Below are 14,746 nucleotides of genomic sequence, written 5' to 3'. Positions count from 1 at the left end.
GGCGTTCATGGCCAGCGATCCAAGCAGGCAAACGGTTTCAGCTGTGCTCGACCGCGCCGCTGTTTTGTACAGCGACGCGGAAGCGTTGGTGGACGGGGAGGTTCGCCTCACCTACACAGCGCTGCGGGCGCGGGTGCACACCGCGGCGCGTGCGCTCATCGGGATGGGCGTGCAGCCCGGCGATCGGGTCGCCCTGTGCGCGCCGAACTCGTGGCAATGGGTCGTGGCGGCGCTCGGGGCGTTGCACGCGGGCGCGGCGCTCGTGCCGATCAACACCCGGTTCACCGCCGCCGAGACCCTCGACGTGCTGCGGCGCAGCCAGGCCCGCGCGTTCATCGTCGAGGACCAGTTCCTCGGCCGCGACCGGCTCGCCGAGCTGCGCGGCGAGGAGCTGCCCGAGATCATCGTCCGATTACCGGTCGAGTGGCTCGACTGGGCCACGAACCTGCCGTCGACCGATCCCGACCAGCTCTGCGACGTCATGTTCACGTCCGGCACGACCGGGCGCAGCAAGGGCGCGATGAGCGCGCACCGGCAGTCGCTCGGGGTGGCCGCTGCCTGGGCTTCCTGCGCCGAGCTGTCCGAGGCCGACCGCTATCTGATCGTCAACCCGTTCTTCCACACCTTCGGCTACAAGGCCGGCATCCTCGCCTGCCTGCTGCGCGGCGCGACGATCGTGCCGCAGCCGGTGTTCGACGTCGCCGAGACGATGCGGCTGATCGAACGGGAGCGCATCACCGTGCTGCCCGGCCCGCCGACGATCTACCAGACCCTGCTCGACCACCCGGACCGCGGCTCGTTCGACCTGTCGAGCCTGCGGCTGGCGGTGACCGGGGCGGCGGTGGTGCCGGTGGCGTTGGTCGAACGGATGCAGTCGGAGCTGTTCTCCACCGTGCTCACCGCCTACGGGCTGACCGAGGCCGTCGTGACGACGATGTGCCGCCCGGAGGACTCACCGGAGACCGTGGCGCACACGTGCGGGCGGCCGTTGGCGGACTTCGAGCTCCGGCTGGGTGCGGAGAACGAGGTGCTGCTGCGGGGCCCGAACGTGATGCTCGGCTACCTCGACGATCCCGAATCGACCGCTGCGGCCATCGACGCCGACGGATGGTTGCACACCGGCGATGTCGGGAAGATCGATGAGCGCGGATACCTCTCGATCACCGACCGGCTCAAGGACATGTACATCTGCGGCGGGTTCAACGTCTACCCCGCCGAGATCGAACAGGCGCTGGCCCGGCTGCCCGGAGTCGCCGAGTCGGCCGTGGTCGGGATGGACGACTCCCGGCTCGGCGAGGTGGGCGTGGCGCACGTGGTGACCTCGCCGGGTTTCTCGCTGACCGAGTCCGAGGTGATCGAGTTCTGCCGCGGCCGGCTCGCGAACTACAAGGTGCCGCGGGCCGTCGAGTTCCTCCCGGCACTCCCCCGCAACGCCGGCGGCAAGGTCCTGAAGAACCTACTGCGCAAGGAGAACGCGTGACAGTCTCGTATGAGCGGCGGGACGCGGTCGCCGTCGTGACCATGAACCGCCCGGAGTACCGCAACGCGCAGAACTCGGCGATGACCTACGCGTTGGACGAGGCTTTCACGCGCGCGGTCGACGATCCCGAGGTCAAGGTGATCGTGCTGGCCGGTGCCGGCGACCACTTCTCCGCGGGCCACGACATCGGCTCACCCGGCCGCGACGTCGACGTGTCGTTCGAACGCAAGGCCGTGCTGTGGTGGGACCACGTGGGCCGCGAGGGCGGCGATCTCCGGTTCGCCCGCGAGATGGAGGTCTACCTCGGCATGTGCCGGCGGTGGCGGGAGATCCCGAAGCCGATGATCGCGATGGTGCAGGGCGCGTGCGTCGCGGGTGGTCTGATGCTCGCCTGGGTGTGCGACCTGATCGTGGCCGCCGAGGACGCGTTCTTCGCCGATCCCGTGGTGCGCATGGGGATTCCGGGCGTGGAGTACTTCGCGCACCCGTGGGTGCTGGGGCCTCGCGCTGCCAAGGAGGTGCTGTTCACCGGCGACCGCTTCTCCGCCCAGCGCGCCTACGAGTGGGGCATGGTCTCGCGGGTCGTGCCGCGTTCCTCGTTGGAAACGTCGACCTTCGAACTGGCTGCGCGGATCTCCTCGATGCCGCAGTTCGGGCTGGCGCTGGCGAAGAAGGCCGTCAACCAGTCAGAAGATTTGATGGGACTGCGCGCCGGGATGGACTCGGTCTTCGGGCTGCACCACTTCGCGCACGCGCACAACGCCGAGGTGAGCCCCGACGCGTTGGCCGGCATGGACGCCCGTTCGATGAAGAAGGCCTCCGGCTGATGGATCTCTCCCTGGATTCGGCGACCCTGGAGTTCCAGGCCGAGGTGCGCGCGTGGCTGGCCGCACACGTGCGCCCGCTGTCCTCGATGGACACACCGCTGGGCTTCGAGGAACACCGCTCGTGGGAACGCCTGCTCGCCTCGGCCCGGCTCTCCGCGGTCTCGTGGCCTGACGCCTTTGGCGGGCGGGACGCGTCTTTGCTGCAGTGGCTGGTGTTCGAGGAGGAGTACCACGCTTCCGGCGCGCCGGGCCGCGTCTCGCAGAACGGCATCTTCCTGCTGGCGCCGACTCTCTTCTCTCACGGCACCGACGAGCAACGCTCGCGCATCCTGCCGCCCATGGCGCGCGGCGACGAGGTGTGGGCGCAGGCGTGGTCGGAGCCCGAGGCCGGGTCCGACCTGGCTTCCTTGCGCAGCACGGCGGTGCGCGTTGACGGCGGCTGGTCGTTGCGCGGCCAGAAGACCTGGAGCTCGCGGGCGGCGTTCGCGGACCGGGCGTTCGGGCTGTTCCGCAGCGGGCCGGGCGAACGCCATCGCGGCCTGACCTACGTGATGTTCGACCTGCGCGCTCCCGGTGTCACCGTCCGGCCTATCAACCAGCTCGACGGTGAACCGGGCTTCGCCGAGATCTTCCTGGACGACGTGTTCGTGCCCGACCGCGACGTGATCGGTGAGCCCGGTGACGGCTGGCGGGTCGCGATGAGCACCGCGGGCAACGAACGCGGGCTCTCCCTGCGCAGTCCGGGTCGCTTTGTCGCGGCGGCGGGTCGGTTGGTGGAGCTGTACCGGAAGAACCCCGATCCGGCGTTGCGGGATCGGGTCGTGGACGCGTGGATCGGTGCCCAGGCCTACCGGTTGCACACGTTCGGCGCTCTGGAGAACCCGCCGACCGGGCCGGATGCGAGCGTCACCAAGGTGTTCTGGTCCGAGTTGGACGTTGAGCTGCACGAGACCGCGCTCGACCTGCTGGGCGAGGTCGCGCCGGGGTGGCGCGACGGGTGGCTGTTCTCGCTGGCGGGTCCGATCTACGCCGGTACCAACGAGATCCAGCGCAACGTGATCGCCGAACGACTCCTGGGGCTGCCACGATGATGTTCACGCTGTCGCCGGAGCAGACGGACTTCGCGGGGGTGCTGCACGGGTTTCTCGGCGCCGGGAAGACGGATCTGGCCGAGCTGGGGATCTCGGACGTCACCGACCCGGTGGACTTGGTCGTGGTGTTCGAGGAGTTGGGGCACCACGCTGTGGCCGGGCCGTTGATCGAGTCGCTGGCAGTACTTCCTCTGCTCGGCGCTGGTCCTGGCTCTGTGGCATTCCCGCCGGAGGTTCCGCACGCCGTCGAGGCTGACCACTACTTCCTCGTTGAAGGCGATACCCTCCGCGAAGCTTCTCCCACCGCCCAGGTCCCCTCCGTCGACCCGGCCCGCAAGCTCGTCGACCTGACCGGCGGCGCGACCATCGCCATCGACGTCCCCGCCGCCCAAGCCTTCAACCTCGGCGTCCTCACCTGCTCAGCCCAACTCCTCGGACTGGGCCGAGCGATGCTGGAGATGACCACCGCCCACGCCAAAACCCGCACCCAGTTCGGCAAGCCCATCGGCCAGTTCCAAGCGGTCAAACACCAGCTCGCCAACGTCCTGATAGGTCTGGAGCTCGCACGACCGCTGGTCTTCGGCGCCGCCGTCACCATGACCACCCGCGACGTCTCGGCTGCCAAGGTGGCCACCTCCGACGCCGCCTGGCAGGCCGCACGCACCGCCCTGCAGGTCCACGGCGCGATCGGCTACACCGCCGAGCACGAGCTAGCCCGTTTCCTGCTGCAGACCCGAGCCCTGCGCACGGCGTGGGGCAGCCCGTCGATGCACCGAGCACGCGTGCTGGAGGCGTTGTGACAGAAGAACAAGAGGCTCTCCGCGACGCCGTCCGCAGCCTGCTCGACAAGCACTCGGACGTCCGGGCCGCGATCGAGACCCCGCACGGTTACGACAAAGACCTGTGGGCCAGGTTGTGCGACATCGGCGTGCTCCCGGTCCCTGAGCAACACGGCGGATCCGGCGCCGGCCTCGAAGAAACCTGCATCGCGCTGGAAGAACTCGGCCGCACCCTCACACCGGCACCCCTGCTCTCCTCGACAATCGCCACGCACGCACTCCTGGAGAGCGGCAACGAAGAAGCCTGTGCCCGGCTGCTGCCGAAGATCGCGAACGGCACCGTGGCCACGTTGATCTGGCCGGCGACATCGACAGAAGGCACCTTCCGCTACGTCCTGGACGGCGACCTCGCCGAGATCCTCCTCGTCACCGACGGCACTTCTCTCCACGAGGTCACCCAAGACGTCACCCGCGAGCACACGCCGACGATGGACCAGACCCGCCGCCTCGCCACTGTCCACCTGTCCAACGCCAGCACAACCCGCCTGGGCCCCTGGTCACCACAAACCCGGGACGTCGCCCTGAAAGCACTCGCCGCAGAACAGGTGGGCGCCGCCGCCAGGGCCCTCGAACTCACCGTCGAGTACACGAAGACCCGCGTCCAGTTCGGCAAGCCCATCGGCCAGTTCCAGGCGTTGAAGCACCGCATGGCCGACCTCCACGTGCTCGTGGAGACCGCGAAGTCAGCCGCACGAGCCACCACCGACGAGATCTCGGCTACCGTCGCGAAGATCTACTGTTCGGAAGCGTTCACCAAGATCGCGGCCGAGATGATCCAGCTGCACGGCGGCATAGCGATCACCTGGGAGCACGACGCGCACCTCTACTTCAAGCGCGCCCACGGCAGTGCCCAGCTGTTCGGCAGTCCGGCAGATCACATCGGCCGCCTCACCAAATCCGCACAACTGTGATCGTTTTCTTGCTTACACTCCCCGCCCGTGGACGAACGCATCTTGGACCCGGACGGCGCACGTGAGCGTTTGGCTGCGTGGAAAGGCCGGATAGACAAGCTGGCCGCCGACACGAAGTCCATGAGCGAACAGCTGCAGGGACTGCGGGTCAAGGCCGGTGACCCCGAAGGAATGGCCGAGGTCACGATCGACTCGACCGGCACGATGGTGGACCTGAAGCTCACCGACCGGATCGGCAAGGCGACGCCGGAGACGGTGGCCGCGACGATCATGGCGACCCTGAACACCGCGCGGAGACAGCTCGCGGAGCGGTCGAAGGAGATCGTCGCCGACACCGTCGGCACCGAGTCGGCGGCCGCCAAGGCCATTGTGGACAGCGTCAGCCGCAACCTCGGCGCTGAGCAACCGGCGCGGCCCAAGCCGGCACAGGACGACGACCAGGCCGAACGCACCTACTCCGAGGAGCGGTGGTGAGCGGGTTCAACGTCGAGGCCGAGCAGCTGCGATCGCACGCCGGCAGCATCGACGCGATCAAGCAGAGGTTCGGCAAGGTCAAGTCGGCCAGCGCGCACATCACCGGCGACGACCAGGCGTACGGCCTGCTGTGCGGGTGGATCTCGGGCGTGCTGGAAGGTCGGCACACCGAGGTCGACGAGGTGATCGCGCAGGTCGAGAACAACCTGGAGATGGTCGCGAAGGAACTGCGGGCCAGCGCCGACACGTACGCGGCCGCCGACGACGACAACGCCAACCGCATCAAAACGGCCGGAGGTGGCGAATGAGCGAGGGAACCCTGGTCGCGCCGGTCCAGTCCAGCAGAGAAGCCTGGACGGGCTCCAGCCTCGCCGAAGGCGTCGAGGGCCTGGTCGACGCGATCAAGAGCGAGGGCTGGGTCGACGACCTGCTCGCGGGCGCGGGGCTCGGCGTCGACGTCGCGGCGAGCGTGCTCGACCCGTTCAGCGCGTTGCTGTCCAACGGCCTGGGCTGGGCGATGGAGTACTTCACGCCGTTGCGCGAGGTGCTGGACGAGCTCACGGGCATGCCGGATGTCGTCCGGTCGCACGCCGCGACCTGGAACAACATGGCCACCGAGCTGCACGACATGGCCACCGACCTGCGCGGGGACCTGGAGTCCGACCTGCTCGGCTGGGAGGGCGACGCGGCCGAGGCCTATCACCGGCTCATGGCCAACAACGTCGAGGCGATCGGTGGCCTGGGCGCGATCTCCGCGGCGATGGCGGCCGCGACGGAGGGCGCCGGCGGGCTGGTCGAGATGACCCGCGAGATCGTCCGCGACCTGATCGCGGACCTGGTCGCCAGGGTGATCGTGTGGGCGGTCGAGGCGCTGTTCGTGGTCACCATCCCGGTGATCGCGGCGCAGATCACCGCCGCGGTGGTCAAGTGGGCGGCGCGAATCCTCAGCTACACCACGGCGTTGATCTCCAGCCTGACCAACCTCACCAAGCTGCTGAACGGATAGGGCTCGATGACAGGCAAAGCCAAGAATCCGGGCGGCAACACCCCCAACACCCCGAACACGCCGAACAACAAGCCCTCGCAGACGCACGGCAGCATCAACGCGGGCGCGGGCGTGTCCAGCGCGACGAAGGCCGCCAAGCAGGCGGCCACGGCCGGCCAGCCGGGTGGCGGTGGCGGGTCGGGCACACCGGCGGGCAAGGGCAAGGGCAAGGGCAACAACCAGCAGCAGGGCAAGAAGCCCATGCCGCCCAAGCCGACGGCACCGCCCAAGCCGGAGGACATCCACCACAGCGACGCGTCCCGCAAGCACATCATCCCAGGTGAGGGCGGCAAACAGGGCGGTCACCTCGCGGGCACCGGACTCTCCACCAAGACCGAGTTCCCGGTGGCCTGGAAAGAGCCCAAGATCATGGACGCGGCCCTTCAGGTCACCCAGATGGGGCCGCCCACCCACACGGACCCGAAGGCGATGAAAGACGCCAACGGCAACCCGGCCTGGGGCTGGAACTACGAGGGCATGGTCGACGGTGTGCTCGTGCGGACGACGGTCCTGTCGACCGGCGAGATCCGCACGTCGTTCCCGCCCGACGCCACCAACCCCGGTGTGATCCAGAACCCGCCCGCGCCCAGCCCTGCGCCTCCTGGCATCCCGGTGGGCGTCGCGCCTCGTTACAGTCACCCGGACGTCAACAACGGGAACGGCAGCTGGACCTGGGAGGGCCCGAAGGGCGACCGGATGGTCAGAATCGTCCAGGACGCCCAAGGTAACGTCACCAACACCGACCTCGGCCCGTACGTCAAGAAGAAGTGAATCTCATGGATGTGAAGACCTACGCCACGGTCACGGACCTGTGCGCGCGGCTCGCGGGTCGGTTGACGGACGACACCCTGCGCTCGGTGCGCGAGGACTACTCCGGCGGCGAATCCGCGCAGGCCGAGGCCACGCTCCTGCTCACGATGCAGTACGAGAGCATCGGGCTGACGCAGGAGGAGCACGACCTCATCGAGTCCACTTTGGATGAGGACAACGTCCAGGACCTCGCCGGGGTGCCGATCATCGACGAGGTGCCACCGGTCGCGTACCGGTTCAGCGCTCAGGCACCCGCCGGCGCACCGGACCCGAGCAAGGCCGACATCGTGCTGTCCGCCGACGCCGCACGGCACGGTGGCCGCCGGTTGCGCCGGGTCTGGCGTGAGCCGCTGGACGGCGCGCCCGACGGCGCGAAGTGGGTGTACGTGCTGCAGGTCGCCGAGGGCGCGAACCTGCTGGGTGCGTTCGCCGGACTCTCGGGACGGTTGTGGGTGGTGCTCAAGGAGAAGTGGCCGCTCGAGGTCGTCGTCGAGGGCAAGCCGCTGCCGCCGTACCAGGCTGCCGCGGTCACCGTCGCACCGCAGATCTGGAGCGTCTAGCTCTTCGTCAACCGTTCCAGGAGGCGCCGGAACTTCGGGCACTCCATGTGACTCGGCGCCGAGCAGGACGCGGCGTGCCGCAGGCCGTCCCGCATGACGGTCAGCCTGCGGATCGTCGCGTCCAGCTCGTCCGCCTTGCCCGTGAGCATCGCGCGGTCGAGCTGCGGCCGACCGTCCGAAGCGAACATCAGCGCGATCTCGTCGAGGGTGAACCCGGCCGCGCGCCCCACCGAGATCAGCGTCAGCCGTTCGAAGACGGCCTGGTCGAACACGCGGGTCAACCCGCGCCGGCCCACCGCGCCGATCAGGCCTCGCTCCTCGTAGTAGCGCAGGGTCGAGGCGGGCACGCCCGATCGCCGAACCACCTCGCCGATTCCCAGTTCCTGCATGACACTTGACCTCAAGCCGACTTGAAGTAGGACGGTAGGAGCATGACACCTGAGGTCAACAGCGAACAGGCGGCACTGTGGAACGGCCCCGGCGGGCACGGCTGGGCCGCCGCGCGGGACATGGTCGACGTGGTCCTCCAGCCGTACGAGGACCTGCTCGTCGCCGCGGCGCGGGAGAAACCCCGCACCGGCGTGCTCGACATCGGCTGCGGCACCGGCGGTGTGACCAGGGCGATCGCGGACGCGCTCAAGGTGCCATGCCTCGGCGTCGACATCTCCGGGCCGCAGATCGCCGTGGCCCAGGAGACCGCGAACGCGCGGTTCGTCGAGGCGGATGCGCAGGTGTACCCGTTCAAGCCCGAGTTCGACCTGATCGTGTCGCGGTTCGGGGTCATGTTCTTCGACGACCCGGTGGCGGCGTTCCGCAACCTCAGGAGCGCCACGAAACCTGGCGGCGAACTGAGGGTCGTGGTGTGGCGGGACAAGGAAGAGAACCCCTTCATGACGACCGCGGAACGTGCGGTGGCACCGCTGATGCCGGACCTGCCGACGTTCGACTCCAACGCGCCCGGTCCGTACGGGCTCACCGATCCCGACCGGACGCGGAAGATCTTCGGTGACAGCGGCTGGACCGAGGTCGAGTTCAGGAAGGTCGACCTGGAGTGCGGCATGCCCGAGGACGTGCTGCCGGTGTACCTGACGATGCTCGGGCCGGTGGGCCGGGCACTCCAGCCCATGCAGGAGCAGGAACGCCAGGAAGTCCTCCAGACCGTGCTGCGCGCGTTCGATCCGTTCGTGAGCAACGGGGAGGTCCGCTTCCCCAGCGCTGCATGGGAGATCAGGGCTTCAGTGCTGTGACCGCCTGCCTATGCCCCGTCTTTCGACGGTCAGACGGGTGCATCGTGGTGCCGGCCCCGCGTCCTCGTACTGGTTGTACGGGGGCGCGGGGCCGGTGCCGCGAGGCGCCCTGCTGAGCGCCGGAAGACGCGGTGAAGGTCGGCGGTCACAGCACTAACTCCACTCTGACTGGCGCTGCCACGTCAGCAGGTTGTCGAGGACCTCGCCGGACCAGCCGCGGGTGTCCAGCTCGGCGTGCGCGGCGTAGCGGCCGCGGTAGAACAGCAGCGGCTGCGCGTCGCGCACGGGACCGAGCTCCACGACCTGGCCGACGACCATGTGGTGGTCACCGGCCGTGTGGACCGCCGACACCTCGCAGTCGACCCAGGTCAGGGCGCCGTCGAGCACCGGAGACCCGGTCGCCGACGGCGTCCACGACACGGAAGCGAACTTGTCCGCACCGGCCTTCCCGAACACCGTCGAGATCTCGCGCTGGTCCTCGGCCAGGACGTTCACGCAGAACGAACCGGCCTCGGACATCGCCGCCCAGCTGCGCGAAGTCCGTTGTGGACAGAACAGCACCAGCGGCGGGTCCAGCGACAGCGCCGCGAACGCCTGGCAGGCGAACCCGACCGGCCCGTCCGGGGACGTGCCGGTCACCACGGTCACTCCCGTGCAGAACTGACCCAGTACGGAACGGAAGTTCAAGGCCACTTCTGGCTGCATCACTTCTGGTGGCCAACGCTGAAGTCGTGTCCCCACAGGCTCACCGCCGTGCTTTCCCGTGCGATCCAGTCCTCATCGGACACCTGCCGTCCCTCGCAGCCGAACTCGACGTCGAACCCGCCGGGTGTCTTCATGTAGAACGACAACATCAGGTCGTTCACGTGCCGGCCGAGCGTCGCCGACATCGGCACCTTGCGCCGCAACGCCCGATCCAGCGTCAGGCCTACGTCATCGGTGTTCTCGACCTCGACCATCAGGTGCACGATCCCGCTCGGCGTCGGCATCGGCAGGAACGCCAGACTGTGGTGCCGCGGGTTGCAGCCGAAGAACCGCAGCCACGCGGGCGGGCCGTCGGCGGGCCTGCCGACGAACTGCGGTGGCAGCCGCATCGAGTCGCGCAGCCGGAACCCCAGCACGTCGCGGTAGAAGTGCAACGCGGCCTCGTCGTCCGAAGTGGACAGAACCACGTGACCGAGGCCCTGCTCCTCGGTCACGAAGCGGTGGCCATACGGACTGACCACCCGCCGGTGTTCCAACGCCGCGCCGTGGAACACCTCAAGCGTGTTGCCGGACGGGTCGTCGAACCTGATCAACCCGTTGACCCGCCGCTCGGCCAGGTCCTCGGCCGAACCTTCGACGTACGAGACACCCGCAGAGGCCAAGCGCTTGGCCACTTCTTCCAGCTCGGCCTCGGTAGCGGCCTCCCACCCGGAAGCCTGCAGGCGATCGGCCTCTCCCGGCACGATCACCAGCCGTGCCGGGAAGTCGTCCATCCGCAGGTACAAAGCCCCCGGCGTGGAGCCCTTGCCCTCGACCATGCCGAGGACCTTCAACCCGAACTCGCGCCACCGGTCCATGTCGGTGGCCTCGATCCGGAGATAGCCCAGAGATCGGATCCCCATCACGCCTCAGCCCCCATTCACCTGTCGGCTAAGAAATCAGTCGCGAGCCGGTTGAACTCGTCGAACTTCTCCAGCTGCGCCCAGTGCCCGCAGCCGCCGAACACGTGCAGCTGCGCCCGCGGGATCAGCTTCATCGCCAGCAGAGCGCCATCGAGCGGGTTCACCCGGTCCTCGCGGCCCCACACCAGCAGCACCCGTTGGCGCAGCTTGTAGGCCTCACGCCACAACATGCCCTGCTCGAAATCGGGGCCGGCGAACGACTTGCCCAAAGCGGCCATGGCGCGCAACGACTCCGGCTTCGACGCGGCCTCGAACCGTTCGTCGATCAGCTCGTCCGTCACCAGCGACTGGTCGAACACCATGATCCGCAGGAACTCCTCGATCTTCTCCCGCGTGGGCGTACGAGCGAACGCGCTGAGCTTGCGCACACCCTCGGTCGGGTCCGGCGAGAAGACGTTGAGCGACAACCCACCCGGCCCCATCAGCACGAGCCGCCCGGCCCGTTTCCCGTGGTCCAGCGCGAACCGGACCGCGGTGCCGCCACCGAGCGAGTTGCCGAGGATGTGCGCCTGCTCGACGCCCAGGTCGTCCAGCAGGTCCTTCAAGGCCCGTGCCGCGAACGTGAAGTACTGGTCGTGCTCGGCGGGCTTGTCGGACTGGCCGTAGCCGGGCATGTCGACCGCCAGCACGCGGAACGACTTCGCGAACACCGGGATGTTGCGGCCGAAGTTGCTCAGCGCCGACGCACCCGGTCCGCCGCCGTGCAGCAGGACCAGCGTCTCGGTGTGGTCCGCGCCGGCCTCGTGGTAGTGCAACCGAACCTTCACAGCACTCCCCTCAGAACAGCCCGTCGCGGACCTGGATGCCGAGCTCGTTCTTGCCGTACAGCACAAGCACGCGCTCCGGGTCGTTGGCCGCGTGCACCCGTGCGGCGTGCGCGTCTCGCCAGAACCGCGGCAACGGCAAGCCCTGGTTGATCGCCTTACCGCCCGCACTCTCGAAGAGCCGGTCGATCGCGGAGATCGCCCGCGCACTGCCCAACACCTGGTCACGGCGAGCCCGCAACCTCATGTCGATCGGGATCTTCGTGCCGGCGACGGCGTGTTCCCACTCGTCGTTGATGTTCTTCTCCAGCTGCCACCACGCGGTGTCGATGTCGTTGGCAGCCGTGGCGATCCGCACCTGAGCGAACGGGTCGTCGACCGACTTCTCGCCCAGGTAGGCGGCCCGGACGCGCTCACGGGTCACGCTGACGTGCATGTCGTACGCGCCCACAGCCATGCCGATCATCGGCGCGGTGATCGCGAACGGGTGGATCGTCCCGTACGGCATCCGGAACAACGGCCCGGGATTGACGTCCTGACCGGGACAGATGCACCGAGCGGTGTGCATCATGCTCAGCGCGCGGTGTTCCGGCACGAACACGTCCTCGACCACGATGTCGTTGCTGCCCGTGCCGCGCAGGCCGACCGTGTCCCAGACGTCGTTGATCGTGTAGTCGGCGATCGGCAGCAGGAACGTGCGGAAGTCGATCGGCTTGCCCTCGTCGTTCATCACCAGACCGCCGAGCAGCACCCAGGTGGCGTGATCGCAGCCGGAGGAGAAGCTCCACTTGCCGCTGAACCGGAACCCGCCGTCGACCGGCGTCGCGCGGCCCGTCGGCGCGTAGGACGACGAGATCCGGGTGTCCTGGTCCTCGCCGAACACCTCTTCCTGCGCCTGCACGTCGAACAACCCGACGTGCCAGGGGTGCACGCCCAGCACCGACGCGACCCAGCCCGTCGACCCGCACGCGCTCGCGATCAGCTTCACGGCCTCGTAGAACGCCAGCGGATGCGTCTCGAACCCGCCGTACCGCACCGGCTGCAGCATCCGGAAGAACCCGGTCTCCTGCAACGCCTTCACCGACTCCGGCGGCACCTTGCGCAGCTCCTCCGCCTCCTGCGCGCGTTCCCGCAGAGCCGGCAGCAGATCCCGCACCTTGCCGAGGATTTCCTCGCTCATCCGACTTTCTCCCTGCTCAGCTCCAGTGCGATGTCGATCAGCTGGTCCTCTTGCCCGCCAACGAGTTTGCGCTCGCCCGCGCGGACGAGGATCTGCGCGCCGGACACGCCATAGCGTTTCGCCTGCGTGTACGCGTGTTTGAGGAAGCTGGAGTAGACGCCCGCGTAGCCCATCATCAGCGCCATCCGGTCGAGCAGGCACTCCTCCGGCATCACGGGCCGCACGACGTCCTCGGCCGCGTCCACGATCTTGAAGAAGTCGACGCCGGTCTCGAACCCGAGCTTGTCGCACACCCCGACGAACGCCTCCAGCGGCGTGTTCCCAGCGCCCGCACCGAATCCGCGCACGCTGCCGTCGATCTGCTTCGCGCCGGCCCGTGCCGCGGCAACGGAGTTCGCGACGCTCAACCCGAGGTTCTCGTGTCCGTGGAAGCCGACCTGGACGTCGTCCCCGAGCTCGGCCACCAGCGCGGACACCCGGTCCGAAACCTGTTCCAGCACCAGGGCTCCGGCCGAGTCGACCACGTACACGCACTGACACCCCGCGTCGGCCATGATGCGCGCCTGCTTCGCCAAGGCTTCCGGTGGCTGCGAGTGCGCCATCATCAGGAACCCGACGGTCTCCAAGCCACGCTCACGTGCCAGCTGAAAGTGCTGCACCGAGACGTCTGCTTCGGTGCAGTGCGTAGCGATCCGGACGATCGACGCGCCGTTGTCCTGGGAGATGAGAATGTCGTCCTTCACCCCGACACCCGGCAGCATCAGCACGGCGATCTTGGCCTGCTGCGCCGTCTCGACCGCGACCTTGATCAGCTCCTGTTCCGGGGTGTGGCTGAAGCCGTAGTTGAACGACGACCCGCCCAGCCCGTCGCCGTGCGTCACCTCGATCACCGGCACCCCGGCGCCGTCGAGCGCCGCGACGATCGAGCGCACGTCCTCGGCCGTGAACTGGTGCCGCTTGTGATGCGAGCCGTCACGCAGTGACGTGTCGGTCAGCCGCAGCTGCATGCGCGATCTCCTCCCCCACCTTGGTCGCGGCGGCCGTCATGATGTCGAGATTCCCGGCGTAGGCGGGCAGGAAGTCGCCCGCCCCCGCGACCTCCACGAAGATCGCCACCCGGCCGGCGTCGAACTGCGGTTCCCGCAGCAGCCGGAATCCCGGCACGTACGAACGGATGTCGGTCTCCATCCGGGCGATCGAGTCCGTGATCGCGTCCGGGTCGGCGTCCTCGGGGATCGCGCAGAAGATCGTGTCCCGCATGATCATCGGCGGGTCGGCGGGGTTCAGCACGATGATCGCTTTGCCCTTCGAAGCTCCGCCGATCGACTCGATGCCGTGACTGGTCGTGCGGGTGAACTCGTCGATGTTGGCCCGCGTCCCCGGTCCCGCCGACACCGACGCCACGCTCGCGACGATCTCCGCGTACGACACCGGCACAACGCGGGAGACCGCGTGCACCATGGGAATCGTGGCCTGCCCACCGCACGTGATCAGGTTGATGTTGGGCGCGTCCTGGTGCTCGCCGAGGTTCACCGGCGGCACGACGCACGGCCCGACCGCCGCCGGTGTCAGGTCGATCGCCCGGATGCCCGCCTCCGCGTAGCGCGGCGCGTTCGCCCGGTGCACCGCCGCGGACGTCGCCTCGAAGACGATGTCGGGCAGCTCGTCCTGACGAAGCAACCAGTCCGCGCCGTCGACCGACACCTCCAGCCCCAGTGACGCCGCGCGCCGGAGACCCTCACTGGCCGGGTCGATGCCCACCATCCAGCGAGGTTCCAGCACTTCGGAGCGCCGGAGCTTGTAGAGCAGGTCGGTGCCGATGTTGCCGGACCCGACGATGGCCGCCTTCAC

The 14,746-nt window shown here is 68.5% G+C and carries 18 protein-coding genes; 11 read left to right on the top strand and 7 right to left on the bottom strand.

Going from position 1 to position 14,746, the window contains the following annotated elements; genetic code table 11:
* The first annotated feature begins 7 nt into the window (after positions 1-7).
* From LFM09_RS07980 to LFM09_RS07935, 10 genes are read left to right on the top strand one after another with little or no spacing between them, the layout of a single operon-like run.
* A complete protein-coding gene (locus LFM09_RS07980) occupies positions 8-1,480 on the top strand; it encodes a FadD3 family acyl-CoA ligase (RefSeq protein ID WP_414095658.1) in 1,473 nt (490 codons plus the stop codon).
* Entirely contained in the window at positions 1,477-2,307 is an 831-nt protein-coding gene (locus tag LFM09_RS07975) for an enoyl-CoA hydratase (protein WP_414095657.1), read from the top strand. The genes LFM09_RS07980 and LFM09_RS07975 overlap by 4 nt, the downstream gene beginning before the upstream one ends.
* On the top strand, positions 2,307-3,398 hold the full coding sequence (locus LFM09_RS07970; RefSeq protein ID WP_414095656.1) for an acyl-CoA dehydrogenase family protein: 1,092 nt from the start codon (positions 2,307-2,309) through the stop codon (positions 3,396-3,398). Before LFM09_RS07975 ends, LFM09_RS07970 begins: the two co-directional genes overlap by 1 nt.
* On the top strand, positions 3,395-4,198 hold the full coding sequence (locus LFM09_RS07965) for an acyl-CoA dehydrogenase family protein (protein WP_414095655.1): 804 nt from the start codon (positions 3,395-3,397) through the stop codon (positions 4,196-4,198). Before LFM09_RS07970 ends, LFM09_RS07965 begins: the two co-directional genes overlap by 4 nt.
* On the top strand, positions 4,195-5,148 hold the full coding sequence (locus LFM09_RS07960) for an acyl-CoA dehydrogenase family protein (protein ID WP_414095654.1): 954 nt from the start codon (positions 4,195-4,197) through the stop codon (positions 5,146-5,148). Before LFM09_RS07965 ends, LFM09_RS07960 begins: the two co-directional genes overlap by 4 nt.
* A 27-nt stretch (positions 5,149-5,175) precedes the next feature.
* Entirely contained in the window at positions 5,176-5,622 is a 447-nt protein-coding gene (locus LFM09_RS07955; protein WP_414095653.1) for a YbaB/EbfC family nucleoid-associated protein, read from the top strand.
* Positions 5,619-5,930, top strand: coding sequence for a type VII secretion target (locus tag LFM09_RS07950; protein WP_414095652.1), 312 nt, complete (start codon positions 5,619-5,621; stop codon positions 5,928-5,930). The genes LFM09_RS07955 and LFM09_RS07950 overlap by 4 nt, the downstream gene beginning before the upstream one ends.
* Positions 5,927-6,628, top strand: a complete 702-nt coding sequence (locus LFM09_RS07945; RefSeq protein WP_414095651.1) for a WXG100 family type VII secretion target — start codon at positions 5,927-5,929, stop codon at positions 6,626-6,628. Before LFM09_RS07950 ends, LFM09_RS07945 begins: the two co-directional genes overlap by 4 nt.
* A 6-nt stretch (positions 6,629-6,634) precedes the next feature.
* Positions 6,635-7,438, top strand: a complete 804-nt coding sequence (locus LFM09_RS07940) for a hypothetical protein (RefSeq protein ID WP_414095650.1) — start codon at positions 6,635-6,637, stop codon at positions 7,436-7,438.
* A gap of 5 nt (positions 7,439-7,443) precedes the next feature.
* On the top strand, positions 7,444-8,037 hold the full coding sequence (locus tag LFM09_RS07935; RefSeq protein WP_414095649.1) for a hypothetical protein: 594 nt from the start codon (positions 7,444-7,446) through the stop codon (positions 8,035-8,037).
* Here the strand turns inward: LFM09_RS07935 and LFM09_RS07930 are convergent.
* Positions 8,034-8,426: a helix-turn-helix domain-containing protein gene (locus LFM09_RS07930; RefSeq protein WP_414095648.1), complete on the bottom strand. Its 393-nt coding sequence runs from the start codon at positions 8,424-8,426 to the stop codon at positions 8,034-8,036. The two genes, LFM09_RS07935 and LFM09_RS07930, sit on opposite strands and share 4 nt — an antisense overlap.
* A 42-nt stretch (positions 8,427-8,468) precedes the next feature.
* Here LFM09_RS07930 and LFM09_RS07925 point away from each other — a divergent pair, with 42 nt between their 5' ends.
* Complete coding sequence (locus LFM09_RS07925; RefSeq protein WP_414095647.1) at positions 8,469-9,284, top strand: class I SAM-dependent methyltransferase; 816 nt, start codon at positions 8,469-8,471, stop codon at positions 9,282-9,284.
* A gap of 153 nt (positions 9,285-9,437) precedes the next feature.
* Here LFM09_RS07925 and hsaB read toward each other — a convergent pair whose 3' ends face one another.
* Genes hsaB through LFM09_RS07895 form a run of 6 tightly spaced genes read right to left on the bottom strand, consistent with a single transcriptional unit; the run spans position 9,438 to position 14,746 of the window.
* Positions 9,438-9,989 (bottom strand): 3-hydroxy-9,10-secoandrosta-1,3,5(10)-triene-9,17-dione monooxygenase reductase subunit, encoded by a 552-nt coding sequence (gene hsaB / locus LFM09_RS07920; protein WP_414095646.1) that lies wholly within the window; start codon positions 9,987-9,989, stop codon positions 9,438-9,440.
* Complete coding sequence (gene hsaC / locus LFM09_RS07915; protein WP_414095645.1) at positions 9,989-10,891, bottom strand: iron-dependent extradiol dioxygenase HsaC; 903 nt, start codon at positions 10,889-10,891, stop codon at positions 9,989-9,991. The genes hsaB and hsaC overlap by 1 nt, the downstream gene beginning before the upstream one ends.
* Before the next feature lie 17 nt (positions 10,892-10,908).
* Positions 10,909-11,718: a 4,5:9,10-diseco-3-hydroxy-5,9,17-trioxoandrosta-1(10),2-diene-4-oate hydrolase gene (gene hsaD, locus LFM09_RS07910; RefSeq protein ID WP_414095644.1), complete on the bottom strand. Its 810-nt coding sequence runs from the start codon at positions 11,716-11,718 to the stop codon at positions 10,909-10,911.
* A 10-nt stretch (positions 11,719-11,728) separates the two neighbouring features.
* Positions 11,729-12,895 (bottom strand): 3-hydroxy-9,10-secoandrosta-1,3,5(10)-triene-9,17-dione monooxygenase oxygenase subunit, encoded by a 1,167-nt coding sequence (hsaA, locus tag LFM09_RS07905; RefSeq protein ID WP_414095643.1) that lies wholly within the window; start codon positions 12,893-12,895, stop codon positions 11,729-11,731.
* On the bottom strand, positions 12,892-13,902 hold the full coding sequence (dmpG, locus tag LFM09_RS07900) for a 4-hydroxy-2-oxovalerate aldolase (RefSeq protein WP_414095642.1): 1,011 nt from the start codon (positions 13,900-13,902) through the stop codon (positions 12,892-12,894). Before dmpG ends, hsaA begins: the two co-directional genes overlap by 4 nt.
* Entirely contained in the window at positions 13,868-14,746 is an 879-nt protein-coding gene (locus tag LFM09_RS07895; protein WP_414095641.1) for an acetaldehyde dehydrogenase (acetylating), read from the bottom strand. Before LFM09_RS07895 ends, dmpG begins: the two co-directional genes overlap by 35 nt.

Source organism: Lentzea alba, assembly GCF_047445655.1.
GTDB classification, from domain to species: domain Bacteria; phylum Actinomycetota; class Actinomycetes; order Mycobacteriales; family Pseudonocardiaceae; genus Lentzea; species Lentzea alba_A.
This window is presented reverse-complemented; position numbering and strand designations above follow the sequence as displayed.

Coding starts and splice junctions, on each gene's coding strand:
- LFM09_RS07970 (WP_414095656.1), top strand. CDS start 2,307: ATGGATCTCTCCCTGGATTCGGCGACCCTGGAGTTCCAGGCCGAGGTG.
- LFM09_RS07945 (WP_414095651.1), top strand. CDS start 5,927: ATGAGCGAGGGAACCCTGGTCGCGCCGGTCCAGTCCAGCAGAGAAGCC.
- LFM09_RS07930 (WP_414095648.1), bottom strand. CDS start 8,426: ATGCAGGAACTGGGAATCGGCGAGGTGGTTCGGCGATCGGGCGTGCCC.
- LFM09_RS07925 (WP_414095647.1), top strand. CDS start 8,469: ATGACACCTGAGGTCAACAGCGAACAGGCGGCACTGTGGAACGGCCCC.
- dmpG (WP_414095642.1), bottom strand. CDS start 13,902: ATGCAGCTGCGGCTGACCGACACGTCACTGCGTGACGGCTCGCATCAC.
- LFM09_RS07965 (WP_414095655.1), top strand. CDS start 3,395: ATGATGTTCACGCTGTCGCCGGAGCAGACGGACTTCGCGGGGGTGCTG.
- hsaA (WP_414095643.1), bottom strand. CDS start 12,895: ATGAGCGAGGAAATCCTCGGCAAGGTGCGGGATCTGCTGCCGGCTCTG.
- LFM09_RS07935 (WP_414095649.1), top strand. CDS start 7,444: ATGGATGTGAAGACCTACGCCACGGTCACGGACCTGTGCGCGCGGCTC.
- LFM09_RS07980 (WP_414095658.1), top strand. CDS start 8: ATGGCCAGCGATCCAAGCAGGCAAACGGTTTCAGCTGTGCTCGACCGC.
- hsaC (WP_414095645.1), bottom strand. CDS start 10,891: ATGGGGATCCGATCTCTGGGCTATCTCCGGATCGAGGCCACCGACATG.
- hsaB (WP_414095646.1), bottom strand. CDS start 9,989: ATGCAGCCAGAAGTGGCCTTGAACTTCCGTTCCGTACTGGGTCAGTTC.
- LFM09_RS07940 (WP_414095650.1), top strand. CDS start 6,635: ATGACAGGCAAAGCCAAGAATCCGGGCGGCAACACCCCCAACACCCCG.